This window comes from Kineosporia mesophila (assembly GCF_021129235.1).
Taxonomy (GTDB): domain Bacteria; phylum Actinomycetota; class Actinomycetes; order Actinomycetales; family Kineosporiaceae; genus Kineosporia; species Kineosporia mesophila.
Window position 1 is genome coordinate 62,666 of sequence record NZ_JAJOMA010000012.1, and the last position, 19,497, is coordinate 82,162.

Here is a 19,497-nt window from a genome sequence, read left to right on the forward strand (position 1 = left end):
GCCGGACACCGGGCCTAGGTCACGGCCCGGTGTCCGGTGCGATCTCTGTCAGCGACGCTTGCGCCCCGTGGTGCCGGTGGTGGTGTCGTCGTCCAGAGAAATGCGCTCCTTGCGCACGTCCTGCTCGACGGTCTGGCTGGACTCCTCCACGGTCTTGTCGAGGCGGACCCGCTCGACCGGGACGGCTTCGACATTGACCACCGGACGTTCGGTGTTGAGCACGACTTCGTGTTCGGCTTCGCTGATGGCCGGGCCGTCGAAGGCATCCCCACGATTGGTGTCGGTGATGGGTTCACTCACCAGCCGCGCCTTCTCGGTCCGGATCGGGACTTCGACCTGCTGGGTCTCGGTCTCTACCCACTTGTGCAGACGCGCACGGCCGGCCTGAACCTGCTCGGTGCCCACATTCACGCGCTCCTCCGAGCGGGTCATGCTCCCCTGATCGCTGCGGTCGCCGTCGTCGTAGGCGGGCCGGTCAGTGGTGTTGCCGTACTGCTCGTCGCTGTACGGCTGCCTGGTGCCACTGGCGGCGGTACCGGCCCGGTTTCCCAGACGGCTGACGTCGGCGAAGGTCGAGCCTTCCGTCGTGTACGGCACGCCATAGTGCTCGTAGAGCTTTCGCTCCTCGGCCTCGCTCAGGTGCTGCTCGGCGCTGACGTTGGGGGCGTCCTTGATGGCGTCCTTGGTGTAAGGGACGCGCAGGCCACCGTCGGTCATGGAGGCTTCCGCGAGCGGGACGAACGACTCATTCTTGCCGAAAAGGCCGGTGTTCACGGTGACCCACTCGGGCTGGTCGTGGACCTCGTCCACGTACACCTGGCCGATCTTGCCGATCTTGGTGCCGTCCTCGGCGTACAGGGACTGGCCGATGACACTGGCGATCTGAGACTTGTCGAACATGAAGATCCTTCTTCCATTCGTGTTCTTCATTGCGGGGAAACGTCTTCGGGCAACAAGGCGACGACGAGTGAGCCTTTCTCTTTCAGGAGAAGAGGTTCGGAAAAGGTCGAGGTGCGAACGGTTGCTGACCTCGGATATGCAGATGGTCCTTAACCACCTGAAACTCTGTCGCCCACGGGTAGATGCAGATCCGGTGATCGGCTGGACCGCGCTGCCGTCGCTCACGGTCGTCCCTCACCCACCATCGCTGCTGTCACTGGCAGCGCCATTCGAGATGGGCTCTGATGCAAGGATATCCGTCCGGTGGTCATGCCATCGGACGGTGTTGAGATGGTAAACGCCGCACGGCCGCGATCACGAGAAGGAAATCCGGCTGGATCGCCGACCCCTGTCCTCCCGTCGATACGACAACCGGAACGGGATCGGCAATCCGTTCCGTATTGCATTGTGCCACGCACATTATCGCGTTCCACGGGGGTCCCGTCCGCTGATGGTTCCGGACCAGTGATCTGGTTGGAAATGAAACATGTTAATCAGCAGATCATTTGGCCACGGTCTTCAGGTCGACGAGGCGCCGGTATTGTCCGAAGGTCCTCCGGTTCTCCGGTCGTACCGGACGAGACCGGCAGTGCTCTGCCGAGGAATCCGCGCAACCGAGGCACGTTCCACCGGGCTCGTCTGCCTCCCGGCACCGGGGGTGCACCGAGCGGGCCGCGAACGGTCCTGTGTTCGTTTCATCCCGCCGGCACCGACAGCTGCGCCGACCACACCGGCGACGGTGACCAAACAGGCGCAGAGGATGGTGATGGGGATGGTCTTCAAGAGCTTCGGTGTCCTTTCCTGGACAATGGTGGCGCGGGGGCCGCAGGGAGATCTGGGACGGTTCGCTACGTACACGCACTCACGGGCGGCTCATGACGCATCTTTTTTCGGGCACCTCGCCCCGTCCGTCCCACCACGGCCGGGTGCGTGGACTTGCTGAAGCGCGCGAATGGCATTTGATGAGCAAGTCCGCGCTCACGGCTTGTGGTCATGGTGGTCACCGTCAGGAGGACCAGCGCGTGCTCGACCCAGAGGGCCTCGATGGCGAGATCGGCCGCCCCGGTGCGCGAGCGCTCGTGGCGGAGACCGAGATCGTGGATCTGATCGATCCGCTGCGCCGTTACGTCATGGCGCACACCCGGCAGCCGGCAGACGCTGATGATGTGGTTCAGGAAGTGTTGCTGAGGATGCTGGACATCCGCGACCGCCTCGCGCCGGGATCGTCCCTCGCCTATGCGATCGTGACCGCCCGGAACCTGATGACGACGCAGGCCCGGTCCACAGCCACCTTCTGGCGCAATCGCCACCGCCTGATCGATCTGCGCGAACCGGCCGAGCCTGACAGCGTCGCGATCGGGAGGTCCGAACGAGATGCGCTCCGGGTTGCCTTGGGGGAACTTCCGCCCGGTCAGCGTGAGGCCCTTCTCTCCCATGTGCTGGAGGAAGAGCCGGTCACGTCGATCGCGGTCCGGGAGAACGTCAGTCCCGGATCGGTGGCGGCCCAGCTCGGCCGGACCCGGGCCCGGCTGCGCGTCGACTACACGATGACCGCACGCCGGGCCCGTCTGCCGACCGCGCGCTGCCGGCCCGTCCTGCTGGCCCTTTCAGGAGGCGATCTGCGACGGCAGACGGCACTGCGGGCCGGGAATCATCTACTGAACTGCGAAACCTGCGCTGAACTGGCACCACCCCTGGTGGAACGTCAGCGGGCCCTGATCGCGTTCCTGCCCTGGCTCGGGCTGGGACCGGCCCTGGGGCTCCTCCGGCGAGCCTTCCGGCATCCGTCGGTCCAGGTGGGTGTCGCCACCACCGCTGTGGCCGCAGCGGGAGTGGGCGCAGTCGTCTGGGTGTCCGGCCCGGAACCCGTCGCGCCATCGCGGCCGGCGGTTTCCTCGTCACCCACCCCCATCACCGGAGTCTTCCGGCTGCCCGGCGGCCAGCCATTGCTCCCGGTGCCCACCGACCTGTCGTCCTTGGTGGGGGACCAGGTCGAGGGTCGAGCGGTCGCCGTCTCTTCCGTCGCGGCGAACGAAGGCTTCTGGGTCGGGGACCACACCCGCGGGCGGATCTGGGTGCAGTTGAAGACCGATGGCCGGGAGTCCCGGGTAACCGTCGATCCTGGCGACGTCATCAGTTTCACCGGTGCACTCGCCCGCACCGGTACCGGCTTCGCCGAGAAGGTGGGGGTCAGCGCATCCGACGGGGCACCCCTGCTGGCCCGCGAGGGGGCCCATATCGTAGTGAAGACCGGCGATCTCAAGATCATTCAATAGTTTCCTGCCTCAGGCGCCGGATCACCCGGTCGTCGGAGGCACGGTGAGAACCGGCTTCCACCCGTCTCGTCGGCCACGACGTGGAGCGCGAGACGGACGGTGCCGCGGATGGTCCGGGGCCTACGGCCGCCGGACGAGGGTGACGTGGGACAGGCCCAGCAGGCCGTCCAGGGGGACTCTGGCGAACGTCTGATCCGGGTCGACGGTGTAACCGTTGTCGCGGAGCCGGCCGAGGAGCAGGGCGGCCAGCGGCATCACCATGTGCCGGCCCAAGCAGCGTTCCTGAACGTGCCCGAAGGGCAGATAGCCGGGATGGTTGTCGGGGTCCAGGTGCTTCCAGCGCTGGGGTAGGAAGGTGTCTGGTTCCTCCCACAGCGCAGGGTCTCGCTGGCTGAGGAGGTTGAGGAACAGCAGGTCGTCGTCGTGATGGATCCGGTCGTCGAGGGCGGGGTACTGCGGCGAGGCGAAGCGGAGCAGGTTCCAGGACGGTGGCAGCAACCGCATGGCCTCGTAAAGGATGTAGTCGTCGGGTGTGTCGTCGTCGAACGGTGCTCCCATCCACATGGCGCTGGTGACCAAGGTGGAGATCAGCAGGCAGATCGGCGCTGCCAGCCGGCGGTACAGCACCATCGCGTGCCGACGGTCGCGATAGGTGACCTTGCCGGTGCTCATGGCGGCCAGCTGGGACATGTCGCCCGGCCCGCTCCGGCCGGTGATCCGGTGGAAAGGCCCGGGCAATGGTCGCCGGGGGCAGGCAGCCACCACGGTGGCAGCCGATGTCCAGGTCATGTGGGGCAGCAACTGCAGGCTGCGACCGGCGAACATGCGCAGTAGATAAGGATCCTGACCAAAAACGAGATCACGCAGATAGCGGTGGCCCACCTGGGGCCAGCGTCCTGACAGGTCGGTGGTCCAGGCATTTCGGGTCTGGGCCTGAGCGAGTGCGGAACGCACGTCCTGGCCCAGGGCGCGCATGCCCAGTGCGGACTCCTGCTTGCTGATCGACCGGCCGAAGATGGGCTTGAACGTGGGTCTCTCGGTCGGCCCGGCGGGACGGGCGGCCAGCAGGGTGTTCATCAGAGCCGGGCCGGCCACCCCGATCGTGTCACGCTCCAGGCGGAACAGATCCTGCCCCCGATGCTCACCCATCAGCCGTTCCAGACGCGAGGCCATGATCGTCGTCCGCTGATGCCGACCTTGGTGGATGAGCACATCAACCTCTTCCCGCAACGTTTTCCGATGATCACCGGCGGGCGCCGGGTGCCGTCGAGGGCCGGTTCCGGCGGGCACCAGCCCGCCGGAACCGGGGAAGCTACCTCAGATCCACGCGTACCAGGCCTTGCTCTTCAAGCTCTTACGGTGAGTGATCTTCTGCGTCATCAGCCGGATCATGGCCATGGGACGAAACCCTCTCTTGTGGACGCCGATAGCAATGACAACGTTGATCCAGAAAACCGCTTTCCGCAACAAAAACTACCTATGAGATTTTTCGGACATCCCTCAGAAGGCTGTGACCAGGTGATTTTCGCGATTCTCGCCTGCCCCGGCCTTGACCCCACCGCGGCCCCCGAACGGAGGCCGATCCGCCCCCTGGCCCTGTGCCCGGGGGCGAATTCAGAGGCGGACGGCTGTTCGCACCAGGTCGGCGACCGCGAGTGAACGGCTGCTGGGCGGCCAGGCGATCACCGTGGTGACTCTCGGCGCGTCCACGAGGGGCACAGCCACCGTGTCGTCGCGCAGCTGGGACCGGCAGGAGTCCGGCGACACCATCAGCGTGCGGCCCAGGGAGATGAGTTGCAGGAGCTGGGAATGGCTCTGGACCTCGGGGCCGGGCCCGGGCGGGTAGGAGCCGTCGGAGGTGGGCCAGCGGGGCCGGGGCAGGTCCGGTACGTCGTCCAGGTCGCTCAGGCGCAGGCTCGGGTGGGTGCTGAGGACGTGCCCGGCCGGGAGAACCGCGACCTGCCCTTCGGTGAGCAGCTCTTCGGTGTCGAAACCGGTGGTGTCGTCGAACGGCCGGTGCAGGAGCGCCACGTCCGCCCGGCCGCCGGCCAGCAGGCGTGCCTGCTGGCCGGGCCCGCAGAGCATGACGTCGACCGGGATCGATCCGGGCTCGGCCGCGTAGGCGTGCAGCAGCTTCGCCAGCAGCTCGCTGGAGGCACCGGCCTTGGTGACCAGGACGATGCTGGGCCGCCCGGCGGCGGCCAGCGCCGCCCGCCGGGTGCGGTGCTCGGCGGCCTCCATCGCCTCCAGAGCCGCACGGCCCTCGTGCAGCAGCACGGCGCCGGCCGCGGTCAGGCTCACCGAGTGGCTGTCGCGCTGGAGCAGCTCGACGCCCATCCGGCGTTCGAGTTGGCTGATCGCCCGGGACAGGGGCGGCTGGGCCATACCCAGGCGCTGCGCGGCCCGGCCGAAATGCAACTCCTCGGCCACGGCGACGAAGTACCGCAGTTCCCGTGTCTCCACCGCCCCAGCGTACGCCCGCACCCGCCTGGCCATACCGTGGCGGTATCGCGCCTGACCGACACGGTGTTGGACCCCCGGTCCGCCCCGGCCGCACGATCGATGGCATGAGCGAAACGAAGACCGCCCTGGTCACCGGCGCGAACAAGGGCATCGGCTACGAGATCGCGGCGGGCCTGGGCGCCCTGGGCTGGAGCGTCGGGATCGGCGTCCGGGACCGGACACGCCGGGACGAGGCGGTGGCCCGCCTGCGAGCCACCGGGGTGGACGCCTTCGCCGTCCCGCTCGACGTCACCGACGACCGCAGCGTCGCCGAGGCCGCCGACCTGATCGCCGACCGGGCCGGCCACCTGGACGCCCTGGTCAACAACGCCGGGATCACCGGCGGGCACCCGCAGCAGCCGAGCACCGTCGACCCGGACGTCATCCGCGCGGTCGTGGAGACCAACGTCATCGGCGTCATCCGCGTCACCAACGCCATGCTGCCGCTGCTGCGCCAGGCCCCCTCCCCGCGGATCGTGAACATGTCCAGCAGCGTCGGCTCCCTGACCCGCCAGGCCGGTCCCGGCAGCGAGACCACCACCGGCCCGGTCGCGGTGGCCTACGCCCCCTCGAAAACCTTCCTCAATGCCGTGACTCTGCAGTACGTGCAGGAACTGGCCGGCACGAACATCCTCGTCAACTGCGCCTGCCCCGGATTCGTCGCCACCGACCTCAACGGATTCCGCGGCCTGCGCAGCCCCCAGGAAGGGGCCGCGACCGCGATTCGCCTGGCCACCCTCCCCGACCACGGACCGACCGGAGGCTTCTTCGAGGACGCCGGCGTCGTCCCCTGGTGATCCCTCCTCCCCGCAGCCAGTCTCTTCTGGAGAAAAAGTCAATGAAAATAGCAGTTCTCGGCACCGGCAAGGTCGGTACAGCCCTCGGGACCCGGCTCGCCGCCGCCGGCCACCACGTCGTCCACGGTTCCCGGACCCGCGCCGGTGAAAGGGGAATCCTCACCCAACGCGAGGCCGTCGCCTCCTCCGACGTGGTCGTCACCGCCATCCCCGGCACCGACGTCCTCAGTACCCTGGAAGACATCGGCGACGACGTCCTGGACGCCAAAATCGTGCTCGACCCCTCCGCCGCCTTCACCCCGCAGATGACAATGGCCTACCCCGGCGACAGTGTCGGCCAGCAGATCCAGACCCGATTCCCGCGAGCGCGCGTGGTGAAAACGCTCAACACCATGAACTTCACCGTCATGGTCGACCCCCTGGCCTCCGTGCCCCAGGCGACCGCGTTCGTCAGCGGCGACGACGCCCAGGCCAAGACCGTCGTCACCGGCCTGCTGGCCGACCTGGGCTGGCCGCACGACAGCGTCCTGGATCTGGGCGGTATCAACACCGCCCTGGCCACCGAGCACGCCGCCCCGCTGTTCTTCGCGACCGTGAGGTCCCTGGGGACGGCGACCTTCAACATCTCCATCTCCCGCCACCCGTCAGGACAACCGCGATGAGTGCCCCTTTCACCGAGGCCGCCGGCCTGCCCGTCAACACCGCCCAGCCCGTCCTCACGTACAGCCCCGTGACACTGAGCGTCCCCGGCCGCCCCGTCCCCTTGGAGATCAAGGTCTCCGCGCCGGTCCACGGTGAGAACCTTCCCGTCATCCTGCTCTCCCACGGCCACGGCGCATCCAACTTCCTGGCCTCCCTGCACGGCTACGCACCCCTCGCAAACTTCTGGGCCGCGCACGGTTTCGTCGTCCTGCAGCCCAGCCACCTGGACTTCACCGGCCTGGGGCTACGCGACGACGCCGCCGGAGGCCCGCTGTTCTGGCGCTCGCGGGTGGAGGACCTGCGCTTCGTCCTCGATCACGTCGACGACATCGAAGCGGTGGTGCCGGGGTTGCCAGGGCGCGTGGACCGCAGCAAGATCGCCGCGGTCGGGCACTCCCTGGGTGGTCACACCGTCAGCCTGCTCGCCGGGATGACCGTAACCGATGCCCGCGACGGGAGCGTCCTGGACCTGCGGGACAAGCGGATCACCGCCAGCGTGATCATGGCGGGTCCGGGCTCCGGTGACGGCCTGGCCGCCCCGGCCGCCGGGATGTTCCCCGACCTGGCCGGCAGCAGCTTCTCGCAGATGACGGGGCAGGCTCTCGTCGTGGTGGGGGAGAACGACCACAACCCGGTGTTCAGTGAGCAGGACAACTGGCGGGCCGACGCGTACTACCGGAGTCCGGGCCCGAACAAGACGCTGCTGACCCTGTTCGGGGCCGAGCACATGTTCGGCGGTGTCTCCGGTTACGACGCGGGCGAGACCACCGACGAGAACCCCGAACGTGTCGCCGCCGTACGGGCCCTGATCTGGGCCTACCTACGCAGCGCCCTGGATTCGGACGACCCGGCCTGGGCCGACGCCGTCGCTGCTCTGACCGCGCAGCCCACCCCGTGGGGTCGTGTCGAGGTCGCAGCGGGGTTGTGAGGAGTTCCCGGCCCCGGTCTATCGTGCATCCCCTGTCTTGAGATAGGTGCGGTTCGAGAGGATAGGGAAGTTCCGTGGAGCGCAAAGATGCTGTCGCACAGTTTGAATCGATGTACGCGGCCGGGCTGCCACCGTGGGTGGTGGCGCATCCACAACAGGCGATCGTCGACCTGGAGTCGTCGGGGGTAATCCGCGGCCGGGTGCTTGACGTGGGCACCGGAACCGGTGAGCACACGATCCTGCTGGCCCGGCTGGGGTACGCCGTCATCGGTGTCGACCTGGCTCCCCAGGCCGTGCAGCTGGCTCAGGACCGCGCCGCCGGGTACGGGGTCACGGCCAGTTTTGAGGTCGCGGACGTGCTCGCCGAACCGGGCGTGCAGGCCCTCGGCGAATTCGACACCGTGCTCGACAGCGCCCTGTTCCACAACCTCGACGCTGAGGACCAAGCCCGGTACCTCGACGTGCTTACGCAGATCCTGCGCCCCGGCGGCACGCTGGTGATCCTGGCCCTGGCGGTCGGCGGCAACTTCGGCCCGGAGGTGAGCGACCAGGAGATCCGCTCGGCCTTCACCCGACCCGGCTGGTCGGTGGAAGACATTCGCACGAGCGGGTACACCGGTGCGCTGCGCCCGCAGGCGAGGGCAGATCGTTTCGGGCAACCGCTCGGGTCGGAGGTCACCGTCCCGGCCTGGCTGGCCCTGATCCGCCGCTCCTGACCCTCTCGGGAGAGACGTTCAAGATCAAGCCCCGGCCCGTCGTGCCCGTTTTCAGCGAGCGGACCACGAACTGGGTTGAGTTGGAGGCCTCCTGGAGGCCGGGGGCACGGGTGACCTCGACCGGTGTGGCCAGGACTGTGTCACCAGCCGACGTCTGAATCTCCGCCCAGACCTCGGCCGGCATGTCTTCCTGGGGGACGGAGAACACGGTGCCCGAGGAAGCCTTGATACCGGCCACATCGGCGCCGATTGCCAGAATGGCGTACTTCGGCTCCACTTCCTCCCGGCCGATGGGCGTCGACTGATGCTGGAACATCGTCCTCGTGCGGAAACCACACCTCGATCATGGGGGGCCAATAGCAATGAATCACTACTCCGAGTTCCCGGAATTTGACCAGGTATATTTCGAAAATAGTTGGGTGTTGAACATCGAAGCTACTCCGGGGAAGCTGCGAATCACTCTCGACGTCGTACTTCGAGAACGTCATCCTATGTTCACGTCCCCAGTCGCCGCGGAACAGTACTGCTATCAAAAGGGCAGCCTGACTTTTGAGGGCGTCTCAGAGATCCACTGGTCGGGACAGGAAAGTATGGTCGCTGCTCGAGACAACATAGATGGACAATTAGACTTCGGAGGCCTGGACGATTTCGTCATTTCCGGCGAATCGAGTTCGCTGACAGGTAATTTCGGATTCATCACCGTGATTTCACGGTTTCCAATACTTGAAATGGAAGCGCGGCCGTGATGCTCGCCACCCGTCAGCTCGACGGGGAAGATCCCGGCCGCGCCGACAGTTCCTCGCAGCGGCGCCAGAGCGCATCCACCAGGCCCGCGTCATCCACCTGAGGGTTGGTCCGGCGCCGGCCGGCGGGCTTGGTGTGGGAGTAGAAGCCGCCGGGCTCCCAGTCACGGCCCGGTTGACCCTCGACGAAATACGCCAGCCGGCGGCCACCTTCGCGCGACGACGTCAGCACGATCCGGGCCAGGGGCGTGCGGTACATGACGCGCGAAACAGCGCTGTTCGTCTCCGACGCGAAATTGGTGCGGATGTTGCCCGGGTCGAACGCGACGGCCGAGATGCCCTGACCCGCGTACCGGGCATCCAGGCCCCGCGCGAGCAGGATGTTGGCGAGCTTGGCGTCCCCGTACGCCCGCAACGGTGAATACCCGTGCTCGTGCTGAAGGTCTTTCAGGTCGATCTGGCCCACCAGCCGGGCCGAGGCGCTGGAGGTGTTGACGACGACCCCGTCCCCCTGTCGCAGCAGGTCCAGGACCAGCGTGGTGAGCAGGAACGGGGCCAGGACATTGACCTGGAAGGTCTTCTCGTGGCCGTCCTCGGTGAGGGCGCGCTCGCCGAGAATGGCACCGGCGTTGTTGGCCAGGACGTCGATCCTCCCGGTCCGGGAACGAATGTCGGCAGCCAGTTTCCGCACGTCGGCCAGGCGCGCGTAGTCGGCGCCGATGAACTCGCACCCGAGCTCCTCGGCGACGGCCGCACCCTTGGTCCGTGACCGCCCGACGAGGATGATGCGGTGTCCCTTCCCGGCGATCTGCCGGGCCGCCTGCGCCCCGATCCCGTCGGAGCCACCGGTGATGATGATGGTGCGTTGCGTCATGCGCCCATCGTCACGGCACGTCCACGACGGCACCACGCCCTCCTGTGGGGGGTGCCGTCAGGGCTCCCCACGATCCGGCCCCCGGTCGTAAGGTGCCGCCGTGGTGAAGAACGTTCTGGGCGAGTACCTGCGGGCCCGCCGCGAGCAGGTCGGGCCCGAAGACGTCGGCATCCCCGCCAGCAGTTCACGCCGGGTCCCGGGCCTGCGTCGGGACGAGGTCGCGATGCTCGCCGGGATCAGCACGGAGTACTACACCCGGCTGGAACAGGGCCGCGATCGCCGCCCGTCCGCCCAGGTCCTGGACGCGATCGCCCGCGTCCTGCGCATGGACGCGGCCGCGACGGTGCACCTGCACCGGCTCGCCGAGGGGACCGGCCGCCCGCGCCGGGCGGCCCGGCGCGTCGAGCGGATCCGGCCGGGGGTGGCCGAACTGGTCGACGCCCTGGCGATGCCGGCCTGGATCGAGGGCCGCTACCTCGACATCCTCACCGCGAACCCACTGGCCCGTTCGCTGTCTCCGCTGTTCGAGCCCGGCACCAACCTGCTCCGGTCGGTCGTGCAGGCCGTCGCCGCCGGTGACGACGTGGTCTCGGACGCCAGCGTGCGGGGTCTGCTGGCCCAGTTGCGCGGTACGGCGGGCAGCGACGCCGAGGACCCGTATCTGGCGGCGCTGGTCGGCGAACTCATCCTGATCAGCGACGACATCGCCCGGGCCTGGTCCCGCCACGAGGTGCAGGCACCTCCCGCCTCGACGACCTATCACCTCGACCACCCGCAGGTCGGCCCGCTGGACCTGGTGATCGAGAAGTTCCACCCGGTCGGCGCGACGGATCAACTGCTCGTGATCTGCCGGGGCGCACCGGAAACACCGACTGAGCAGTCCCTGTCGCTCCTCGCCTCGATGCACGGCACGGCGGGACAGCCGGTCACCGGCCCGCAACAGGTCGACCTGGAACGGTGAGATCTCCGTCTGTTCGACCCGAACAGACGGAGATCTCCGGTCCGGACGCTTCAGCCGTCCTGGGGTGCGATCAGGGGCATTGCCACGGCGCCGCCGGCCGCACGGCGAAGGTCAGGGTCACCACCGCGCCGGGGGCCACTGCGGTCCCCGCCGCCGGGCTCTGCTGGATGACCTGGTATTTGGCGTAGTCGCAAACGTTGTCGTGGTACTCACGGAATCCGAGGCCGAGACCGGCGGAGATCAGGTCGTTGATCGCGACCCCGACGTTCTTGCCGACCTCGTTCGGCACGATCACGGTCGCCTGAACCTGAGCGCTCTGAGTGGTCCGAGCGCCTCGGGAGGCTGCGGGTGCGGCGTCGGCGGTCGCGGAGGTGGCCAGCGACAGCGCGAGCACCGCCGTAGCGGCCGCGGTCAGGCCGAAAAGACGCGTTCGTAAGGGAGTTGGCATGTCGATCTCCATGGCGGTAGGAAGTGGGTGACACGAGGCAGTCGTGTTCGGGTGAGCGTGGAACCGGCCCGATCGACCGGTCTCAGAGTGGCGTTCTGGGCTGGAACGGCGCTGAAATGCTGGTCGCCCCAGGGCCCGAAATACCGTGAACTATCGTTGCCCGGGCTAAGCATTTTTCGCGATGGGCAGGAGACCGAGTGACGAGCAGTGCCGTGCCCACCGGCAGCTGGATCCGGCGCCTGATGACCTGGGTGATGCGCCACCCCCGGCACGTCTGGCTCTCCCTGGTCGGTGCGGTGGTCGGGGGCGTGTGCCAGACGATCGTGCCGCTGGCCGAGCGCGAGATCGTCGACCGGGTGAGCTCGGACCGCACGGCGTCGGTGTGGCCGTGGCTGCTGCTCATGGCCGGGGTGGCGGTGCTCGGGTTCGCGATGGCTTATCTGCGGCGCTACCACGGCGGCCGGGTGGCGCTGGGGGTTCAGTACGACCTGCGCAACGCCATGCACGAGCACCTGCAACGGATGGACGCCCGCACGCTGGAGGGGATGCCGACCGGTCAGCTGGTGGGACGGGCCAGCTCGGACTCCTCGCTGGTGCAGGCGCTGCTCAACTTCTTCCCGATCATGAGCAGCAACGTGCTGCTGGTGCTGCTCTCGATCACCGTCATGTTCTTCCTGGCGCCGCTGCTGGCCCTGGTCGTGCTGGTCACCCTGCCGGTGCTGGCGTGGCTGTCCTACCGGATGCGCAGCCGTGTCTTCCCCGCCAGCTGGGAGGGCCAGCAGCGCGAGGGCGACCTGGTGCAGCTGGTCGACGAGGGCCTGAGTGGGGTCCGGGTGGTGAAGGCGTTCGGCCAGGAACAGCGGGAGCTGCGCCGGGTGAGCGACGCCGCCCGCACGCTCTACGGCACCCAGATGCGGGTGGTGCGCCTGCAGTCCCGGTTCCAGCCCGTGCTCGCGGCGGTGCCGCCTCTGGGACAGGTCGCCATCCTCGCGCTGGGTGGCTGGATGGCCATGAACGACCGGATCAGCCTGGGCACCTTCCTGGCGTTCTCCACGTACATGGCCCAGCTGGTGGCACCCGCGCAGCGACTGTCCAGCATCGTCATCGTCGGCCAGCAGGCCCGCGCCGGCCTCGAGCGGATCTTCCAGCTCCTCGACCTTCCCCCGGCTATCACCGATCGTCCTGGGGCCATCAAGCTTGAGGACGCGCGCGGCGAGGTTTCTTTCGAGGACGTCGGGTTCGGGTACGAGGAGGGGGCGCCGGTTCTCGAGGGGTTCGGTCTGCGCGTGGCCGCCGGTGAGCGGGTGGCCCTGGTCGGGCCCAGCGGCTGCGGCAAGTCCACCGCGCTGCTCCTGCTCAGCCGGTTCCATGACGTGCAGTCCGGCTCGGTGCGGCTGGACGGCCACGACGTCCGCGACCTCACTCTCGGCTCGTTGCGCGCCGCGATCGGCACCGCCTTCGAGGAGAGCTTCCTGTTCTCGGCGTCGGTCCGGGACAACATCGCCTACTCCCGCCCGGACGCCACGCCCGAACAGATCGAGGCGGCGGCCCGGGCCGCCGGGGCGCACCACTTCGTCGAACGACTGCCCCAGGGCTACGACACCGTCGTCGGCGAGCGCGGCCTGTCCCTGTCGGGCGGTCAGCGCCAGCGGGTGGCGCTGGCCCGGGCCCTGCTCTACGACCCGGCCGTGCTGGTGCTCGACGACGCGACCAGCGCCGTGGACGCCACCACCGAGGAGGCCATCCACGCGTCCCTGCGCGAGGTGATGAGGGGCCGCACGACCATCCTGGTCGCGCACCGCCGCTCCACCCTGCACCTGGCCGACCGGATCGTGGTGATGGACGAGGGGCGGGTGGCCGATCAGGGCAGCCACGAGGAGCTGATGGCGCGCTGCGAGCTGTACCGCCGCCTGCTCAGCGGGATGGAAGAGGAGGCCGAGGCGGCCGAGCAGACTCAGGCGATCACCCCGTCAGCCTGGATGGATGACGCGTCGCAGGGCGCCCAGACCGTGAACCGGGGCGGCTTCGGGGCCCCGGGGCTGGGGACCGGTCTGGGGGGCGGAGGCAACCTGAAGGCAAACCTCGCCCCGACCCCGGGCCTGCTGGCTCAGGTCGAGAAGCTGCCACCGGTGCAGGATTTCGTCACGGTGGACCTGTCCACCGACGCCCGGCCCGACCCCGCGTTCAGTCTCCCGAGGCTCCTGCTGGAGTTCCGGCGTCCTCTGCTCCTGGGCCTTCTCCTGGTGATTCTCGATGCCCTGGCCACCCTGGCCGGCCCGGCGCTGGTCAAACTCGGGGTCGACCACGGCGTCCGGGCCGGCTCGCAGGAAGTCCTGTTCGCCGTGGTCGGCGTCTACCTGGCCCTGACCCTGGCCGACCTGCTCGATCAGATCGGCCAGACCTTCGTGACCGGCCGGGTCGCCCAGCGCGTGATGATGTTCCTGCGGGTGCGCATCTGGGCTCAGCTGCAACGGCTTTCGATGGACTACTACGAGCGCGAGATGGCCGGTCAGATCATGACCCGGATGACCACCGACGTGGACCAGTTCGAGTCGCTGGTGCAGAACGGGGCGCTCGCGGCGGTGGTCTCGCTGGTGACGTTCGTCGGTATCGGTGTCACCCTGCTGGTGATCAACCTCGAGCTCGGGCTGCTCACACTGGTCGTGGTGCTACCCCTGACCGTGGCCACGGTGCTGTTCCGGCGCCGCGCGAACGTGGTCTACAACGAGGCCCGCGACCTTGTCTCGATGGTCAACTCCAGTTTCCAGGAAGGGATTTCGGGGGTGCGTGAGGCCCAGGCATTCGGGCACACCGAGACCACCGGGCGCAGCTTCCGGCAGTTGAACCGGGAGTATCTGGAGTCCCGCTCCGGGGCTCAGCGGCTGTCGGCGATGTACTTCCCGTTCAGCCAGTTCCTGGCCGGGGTCGCCGGGGTGATCGTACTGGGGGTGGGGTCCGGGATGATCCGCGACGGCCGGCTCAGCACCGGTGCGCTGATCGCCTTCGTCCTCTACATCGACCTGTTCTTCTCACCCATTCAGCAACTGTCGCAGGTGTTCGACGCCTGGCAGCAGACCACCATCTCGGTCGCCCGGATCGGTGAGCTGATGCGCACGCCGACGCTGACCCCGAACACCGCCACCCCGGTGCATCCGGCGCAGGTGTCGGGGCGGGTCGATCTGGAGGAGGTGCACTTCGCCTACCCCCAGCGCGTTGCTCGCCGCACCCGGCGCCGGGGACCGCTGGACGCGCGGATGACCGGGCCGGAACCAGCGCTCCTCCCACCGCCGGAAGCCTTGCGCGGCCTCGATCTTCGCCTGGCTGCGGGGGAGACCGTGGCGCTGGTGGGGGAGACCGGCGCGGGGAAGTCGACCCTGGTCAAGCTGCTGGCCCGGTTCTACGACGTGGACTCCGGGCGGGTCGCCCTCGACGGCCACGACCTGCGCGACCTGGACATCCACGAGTTCCGCTCCCACCTGGGCTACGTACCCCAGGAAAGCTTCCTGTTCACCGGGACGGTGCGCGACAACATCGCCTACGGACGCCCGGACGCGACGGATGCGCAGGTGGAGGCGGCCGCGCGGGCGGTCGGTGCGCACGATTTCGTCGCCGCTCTGCCCGGTGGGTACCGGCATCGCCTGGCCGAACGGGGCCGATCGCTGTCGGCCGGTCAGCGGCAGCTCCTGGCTCTGGCCCGCGCCCAGCTCGTCGACCCGGCGATCCTGCTGCTGGACGAGGCGACGTCCAACCTCGACCTGATCACCGAGGCCCGCGTCAACGCCGCGATGGAAAAGGTCGCCCGGGGCCGCACCACGGTGGTGATCGCCCACCGCCTCCAGACTGCCCGCACGGCCGACCGCATCGTGGTGGTCCACGGTGGGCAGATCGCCGAGATCGGCAGTCACGACGAGCTGGTCACCGCCCAGGGACGTTACGCGGCGATGTGGAAGGCCTTCGAGGTCACCCCGACCTAGGGTCGCCGGTCGTGGTCAGTTCTCGTGAACACGTTTTCTTCGTGATCAGGCGGACCTTCCCCGGGGCGGATTCGCATGATCACGAAGGGAAGGGCCCGCGGCAGAGCACCCCTCGCCTCCATCGCCCGTCAGGTGGGCTACTCCAGCGAGTACGCGTTCCCGGCGGCGTTCAGCCGGGAGTACGGCGTGGCCCCGGGGCGTTTCCGGCGGGCCTGACCGAGCGGATCGCGGTGTCCGGTTCGGGCAGGGCGCCTCTGTGGTCCCGGTCTCATTCGTCGATCTGATGCAGCGTTTCCTCCCCAGCGACCACTACGGCGACAACGGGGGCAGGAAAGGATGTAATGGTGACAGTGGACGAACAGCTTGGCCTCGGCGCGGCGGCCGATGCCGAGCTTCTGGCGTCGGTCCGGGCGGGGGACCAGGAGGCGTTCACCGAGCTCTTCGAGCGGTACGCGCAGATCGTGTGGAACTACGCCTACCGGCTCACCGCCTCCTGGGCCGAGGCCGAAGACGTCGCCGGGGCCGTGTATCTCGTGCTGTGGCGACGGCGGGGCGAGGTGCGCATCGTCAACGGCAGCGCGCTGCCGTGGCTGCTGAAGGTGACGAACACGCTGGTGCGCAACGAGCGGCGCCGACTGGCTCGTTATGTGCGGGCGCTGCCCCGCATCGCCTCGAACCACGCCCAGCGCGACCACGCCGAGGAACTCAGCGAGCAGGCCGCGGCCCGGGCCCGGCTCGAGCGGGTGCTGCACGCCGTGCGCCGCCTGCCCCGCGCCGAACGGGAGGCCGTGGAGTACTGCGCCCTGGGCCGGATGACCACCGCGGACGTCGCCGAACTGCTCGGGATCACCGAGGCCAGCGTGCGGTCGCGGCTCTCTCGCGCCCGGGCCCGCCTGCACACGATGACCGACGAGAATGATGAGGGACGATGACGAACGACATGAACGAGGCGCTCGACGACGCCGCGCTTGCACCGGATCGGGTCATGCCCCCCGACGTCCGCCGGCGGCTGCGGGTGCGGAGCTCGACCCGGCCGACCTCGGCCCGTACCCATCTGGTCACGGTGCTGAGCGCGACCGCGGTCGCTGGGGTGGTCATGCTGGCGATGCTGGGTGGTGCGCAGTGGCGTGGCGGCGGCAGTGCGGTCCCGGCCGCCGCGAGCGACCCGGCCCTGGCCGCTCAGGGCGGATGGACGCAGGAGGACATCCGGAAGGGAAACCACTTCTGGACGGCCGCGGAACGCTACTACGCGGTCGCGAACTGGGCCTCGGCCGAGTCCATCCGGCGGTGCTCGGACGACCGCCCGGGCTGGGAACCCTTGCTGACGGCCTCCGTCCGGGGGGTCACGACGGTTGCCTTCGCCGACGGTGACGAGCGGATCTTCTGCGAGCTGACCGCCGACACGGTCACCGTGTCCAAGCCCTTCCTCGCGGACCGGGGGGCGGCCGGCGCCTCGATCGACCTGGTCTCGCCCCTGGGCTCCGTGGCCGGCGTCGTCTCCACCGACGTCACGCAGGTGCTGGTGTCCGCCGGCTCCGACCCGGACCTTGCGGATGCGGCCGTGATCAGCAACGGGGTGTTCCTGCGTCCCAACTCGGTTCCCGCGGGCAGCGCGTCGTTCGCGGTGAAGGTGAACGGCACGCTCCAGACCCAGCGGCCGTCCTCCGGAATCCAGAGCCACCCGGCCGCCGCACCCGATCCCGGTTCGCCGACGAACGATCTGGTCGCCTGCGTGCAGGAGACCGACCTGCCGGTGGCTGATCCCGGACGCTGGGAACGCGGGGCCTCGTCCGACATCGACGGTGAACACCTGCAGCTGTGGAGCTACGACAGGATGCTGGCGATCTGCCGCACCGACGCCTCGGGCGCCGGCTCGGTACGGGTGGTCTCCGGGGACGACCCCACGGTCACCACCGAGCCAGAACTCGCGGCCACCAGCGATCTTGGCGCCACCCAGGAGATCTTCTACGACTTCCGGCCCGACTCCGGCGGCGAGTCCAGCGACACGGTGGCCCTGGCCGGTGCCGGCCTGCCGTCCGGGGCGGCCAGCGTCGAGGTGACCCGTCCACGATCAGGCCTGCTGAGCACCCGGGTCGTCGGGGACACGTTCGTCCTGACCGGGATCCGGCTCAACGAGACCGGCACCGGAACTGATCCATCGACCCTGACGGTCCGCGACGCCGACGGAGCGGCTCTGGTGAGCATCGACCTGGCCGACCTCTGAAGCGGGCGACCCGGCAGTTTGACGCCATCGATGCCGCTGAGCGTTCCGTGGCCCGTCGTCAGTCAGCGGGTGCGGACACGAGCAGGGAGGCGAGCTCGGCGTCCGAGGCGTCCAGCGCGTCCCGGTCGAAGGTCGCTCCGGAGGCCAGGAGCTCGTGAGCGCCGGTGCGCTCGGCCAGGCCCTCGAGGTGCGCGGCCACGGACTGCCGGGTTCCCCAGATCATTCCGGCCAGATGAGCGTCCACCCGCTCGGCCAGCCGCCCGGTCATCGGCCGGGACCTGATCGCGGAGACGGGTTCCAGCGCGGGGAACACGCCGGTCTGGCGTGAGCGTGCCATCGCCCAGGCTTCGGGCAGGGCCAGTTCACGGGCTTGTTCCGGGGTGTCGGCGATGAGGACTTCGGCCGAGATGATGACGGACGCACCCGCGTCACCGCGGAACTGGGTCCGATAGGTCGTGAGCAGTTCTGGCAGTTCTGGATTCGCGAGGATCGGTCCGCCGATCACGACGGGGAGCCCGAGGGACGCGGCGATGCCGATCCCGGCGCCGGTGGCCAGGACGAAGACGGCGATCGGTTCCGGGGCGGCCGGGTGGGCCGTGACGTCGGCGGTGCCGCGGAGGTAGGCGAGCGTCTCGGTGATGTCGGCCGCGAAGGTGTCGGTGCCGGCTTCCTGACGCAGGGCGCGGCGCACCGGGGCGGTGAATCCGAGCGAGCGGCCCAGCCCCAGGTCGACGCGGCCGGGGAAGAGCGCTGCCAGCATCAGCCACTGCTCGGCGACGACCAGTGGCTGATGATTGGGCAGCATGACGCCGCCCGAGCCGATCCGGATCGTGCTGGTCCGGGCCCCGACCGCGGCCAGGAGCACAGCCGGTGCCCCGGAGGCGATCCCGGGCACCGCGTGGTGCTCGGCCGCCCAGAAACGCTCGTATCCGTACCGTTCTGCCCTCTGGGCGCGCTGGATCGAGTGGACGAGAGCGTCGCCCTCGAGGTGCCCGGCCCGGGTGCGGGAGCGGTCGAGCAGCGACAACCGGAGCATCGGCCTGCTCCTTCCTGATCTCGGGACGGTTCGCTGGGTCTGGGTGCCGCCAAACTGCGAACCCGGCGGATCCCGTCGTCATTCCTCGCGGGGTCAGCAGAGCGGACACTCGCCCAGGCCTTCGTTCCGACAAGGCCGCCGCTCCTGAGGCGGGGCTCTGTACGGGCCGGTCCGAGCACGTCCCGGGCCGTTGGGCCGGGTGTGTCAGCGTCACTCTGTGGAACGGGGTGGTCCGTTACCGCCCGGTTCGCGTCGCCCATCCTGGTGACGCCCCCGGTGCCTCCTGCCAGGACGAGACGTTCGCGTCGACGAACGGAGCGTCGCTGAAATTCAGCCATGTCCCGGGACCGGAGTCGTTCCTCGGTCGGCCAGCGGGC

General features: G+C 68.9%; 18 protein-coding genes and 1 pseudogene. 12 read left to right on the forward strand and 7 right to left on the reverse strand.

The features are described from left to right. Positions 1 to 48: 48 nt before the first annotated feature. The gene (locus LR393_RS18035; RefSeq protein WP_231485113.1) at positions 49 to 1,125 is read right to left on the reverse strand and encodes a DUF2382 domain-containing protein; all 1,077 of its coding nucleotides are present in this window, start codon (positions 1,123 to 1,125) and stop codon (positions 49 to 51) included. Between the two features lie 836 nt (positions 1,126 to 1,961). On the opposite strand from LR393_RS18035, the gene LR393_RS18040 reads away from it, so the two are divergent. After that, positions 1,962 to 3,215 carry an RNA polymerase sigma factor gene (locus tag LR393_RS18040; RefSeq protein ID WP_231485114.1) on the forward strand — a complete coding sequence of 418 codons (1,254 nt, stop codon included), beginning with the start codon at positions 1,962 to 1,964 and terminating at the stop codon, positions 3,213 to 3,215. Between the two features lie 120 nt (positions 3,216 to 3,335). On the opposite strand, the gene LR393_RS18045 is transcribed toward LR393_RS18040, so the two are convergent. Next, the gene (locus LR393_RS18045) at positions 3,336 to 4,364 is read right to left on the reverse strand and encodes a cytochrome P450 (RefSeq protein ID WP_231485115.1); all 1,029 of its coding nucleotides are present in this window, start codon (positions 4,362 to 4,364) and stop codon (positions 3,336 to 3,338) included. On the opposite strand from LR393_RS18045, the gene LR393_RS18050 reads away from it, so the two are divergent. After that, positions 4,353 to 4,874, forward strand: coding sequence for a hypothetical protein (locus LR393_RS18050; protein ID WP_231485116.1), 522 nt, complete (start codon positions 4,353 to 4,355; stop codon positions 4,872 to 4,874). The genes LR393_RS18045 and LR393_RS18050 overlap by 12 nt on opposite strands. Here LR393_RS18050 and LR393_RS18055 read toward each other — a convergent pair. Next, a complete protein-coding gene (locus tag LR393_RS18055; protein ID WP_231485117.1) occupies positions 4,830 to 5,678 on the reverse strand; it encodes a LysR family transcriptional regulator in 849 nt (282 codons plus the stop codon). The genes LR393_RS18050 and LR393_RS18055 overlap by 45 nt on opposite strands. A gap of 104 nt (positions 5,679 to 5,782) precedes the next feature. On the opposite strand from LR393_RS18055, the gene LR393_RS18060 reads away from it, so the two are divergent. From LR393_RS18060 to LR393_RS18075, 4 genes are all read left to right on the forward strand, one after another. Next, positions 5,783 to 6,514 carry an SDR family oxidoreductase gene (locus LR393_RS18060; RefSeq protein WP_231485118.1) on the forward strand — a complete coding sequence of 244 codons (732 nt, stop codon included), beginning with the start codon at positions 5,783 to 5,785 and terminating at the stop codon, positions 6,512 to 6,514. Then, on the forward strand, positions 6,511 to 7,176 hold the full coding sequence (locus LR393_RS18065) for an NADPH-dependent F420 reductase (RefSeq protein WP_407937329.1): 666 nt from the start codon (positions 6,511 to 6,513) through the stop codon (positions 7,174 to 7,176). The genes LR393_RS18060 and LR393_RS18065 overlap by 4 nt, the downstream gene beginning before the upstream one ends. After that, positions 7,173 to 8,144, forward strand: coding sequence for an alpha/beta hydrolase family protein (locus LR393_RS18070; RefSeq protein ID WP_231485120.1), 972 nt, complete (start codon positions 7,173 to 7,175; stop codon positions 8,142 to 8,144). The genes LR393_RS18065 and LR393_RS18070 overlap by 4 nt, the downstream gene beginning before the upstream one ends. Before the next feature lie 74 nt (positions 8,145 to 8,218). Continuing rightward, entirely contained in the window at positions 8,219 to 8,860 is a 642-nt protein-coding gene (locus tag LR393_RS18075) for a class I SAM-dependent methyltransferase (RefSeq protein ID WP_231485121.1), read from the forward strand. Here the strand turns inward: LR393_RS18075 and LR393_RS18080 are convergent. Beyond that, entirely contained in the window at positions 8,820 to 9,176 is a 357-nt protein-coding gene (locus tag LR393_RS18080; protein WP_231485122.1) for a hypothetical protein, read from the reverse strand. The genes LR393_RS18075 and LR393_RS18080 overlap by 41 nt on opposite strands. A 103-nt stretch (positions 9,177 to 9,279) precedes the next feature. Between LR393_RS18080 and LR393_RS18085 the strand changes: the two genes are divergently transcribed. Continuing rightward, entirely contained in the window at positions 9,280 to 9,606 is a 327-nt protein-coding gene (locus LR393_RS18085; protein WP_231485123.1) for a hypothetical protein, read from the forward strand. 13 nt (positions 9,607 to 9,619) lie between these two features. On the opposite strand, the gene LR393_RS18090 is transcribed toward LR393_RS18085, so the two are convergent. Continuing rightward, on the reverse strand, positions 9,620 to 10,477 hold the full coding sequence (locus LR393_RS18090) for an SDR family NAD(P)-dependent oxidoreductase (protein WP_231485124.1): 858 nt from the start codon (positions 10,475 to 10,477) through the stop codon (positions 9,620 to 9,622). Between the two features lie 100 nt (positions 10,478 to 10,577). On the opposite strand from LR393_RS18090, the gene LR393_RS18095 reads away from it, so the two are divergent. Continuing rightward, positions 10,578 to 11,438 (forward strand): helix-turn-helix domain-containing protein, encoded by an 861-nt coding sequence (locus LR393_RS18095; protein ID WP_231485125.1) that lies wholly within the window; start codon positions 10,578 to 10,580, stop codon positions 11,436 to 11,438. Between the two features lie 70 nt (positions 11,439 to 11,508). On the opposite strand, the gene LR393_RS18100 is transcribed toward LR393_RS18095, so the two are convergent. Continuing rightward, complete coding sequence (locus tag LR393_RS18100) at positions 11,509 to 11,886, reverse strand: PASTA domain-containing protein (RefSeq protein ID WP_231485126.1); 378 nt, start codon at positions 11,884 to 11,886, stop codon at positions 11,509 to 11,511. 197 nt (positions 11,887 to 12,083) lie between these two features. Here LR393_RS18100 and LR393_RS18105 point away from each other — a divergent pair, with 197 nt between their 5' ends. The 4 genes and pseudogenes from LR393_RS18105 to LR393_RS18120 all read left to right on the forward strand — a co-directional run bounded on the left by LR393_RS18105 (position 12,084) and on the right by LR393_RS18120 (position 18,084). Next, the gene (locus LR393_RS18105; RefSeq protein ID WP_231485127.1) at positions 12,084 to 15,860 is read left to right on the forward strand and encodes an ABC transporter ATP-binding protein; all 3,777 of its coding nucleotides are present in this window, start codon (positions 12,084 to 12,086) and stop codon (positions 15,858 to 15,860) included. A 99-nt stretch (positions 15,861 to 15,959) separates the two neighbouring features. Further along, a pseudogene (locus LR393_RS18110) lies at positions 15,960 to 16,076 on the forward strand (AraC family transcriptional regulator); the annotation flags it as partial. 134 nt (positions 16,077 to 16,210) lie between these two features. Beyond that, positions 16,211 to 16,792, forward strand: coding sequence for an RNA polymerase sigma factor (locus tag LR393_RS18115; RefSeq protein WP_231485129.1), 582 nt, complete (start codon positions 16,211 to 16,213; stop codon positions 16,790 to 16,792). After that, positions 16,789 to 18,084 carry a hypothetical protein gene (locus LR393_RS18120; RefSeq protein WP_231485130.1) on the forward strand — a complete coding sequence of 432 codons (1,296 nt, stop codon included), beginning with the start codon at positions 16,789 to 16,791 and terminating at the stop codon, positions 18,082 to 18,084. Before LR393_RS18115 ends, LR393_RS18120 begins: the two co-directional genes overlap by 4 nt. A 58-nt stretch (positions 18,085 to 18,142) precedes the next feature. Here the strand turns inward: LR393_RS18120 and LR393_RS18125 are convergent, their stop codons facing one another. Beyond that, positions 18,143 to 19,120, reverse strand: a complete 978-nt coding sequence (locus LR393_RS18125; protein WP_231485131.1) for an MsnO8 family LLM class oxidoreductase — start codon at positions 19,118 to 19,120, stop codon at positions 18,143 to 18,145. Between the last annotated feature and the right edge of the window lie 377 nt (positions 19,121 to 19,497).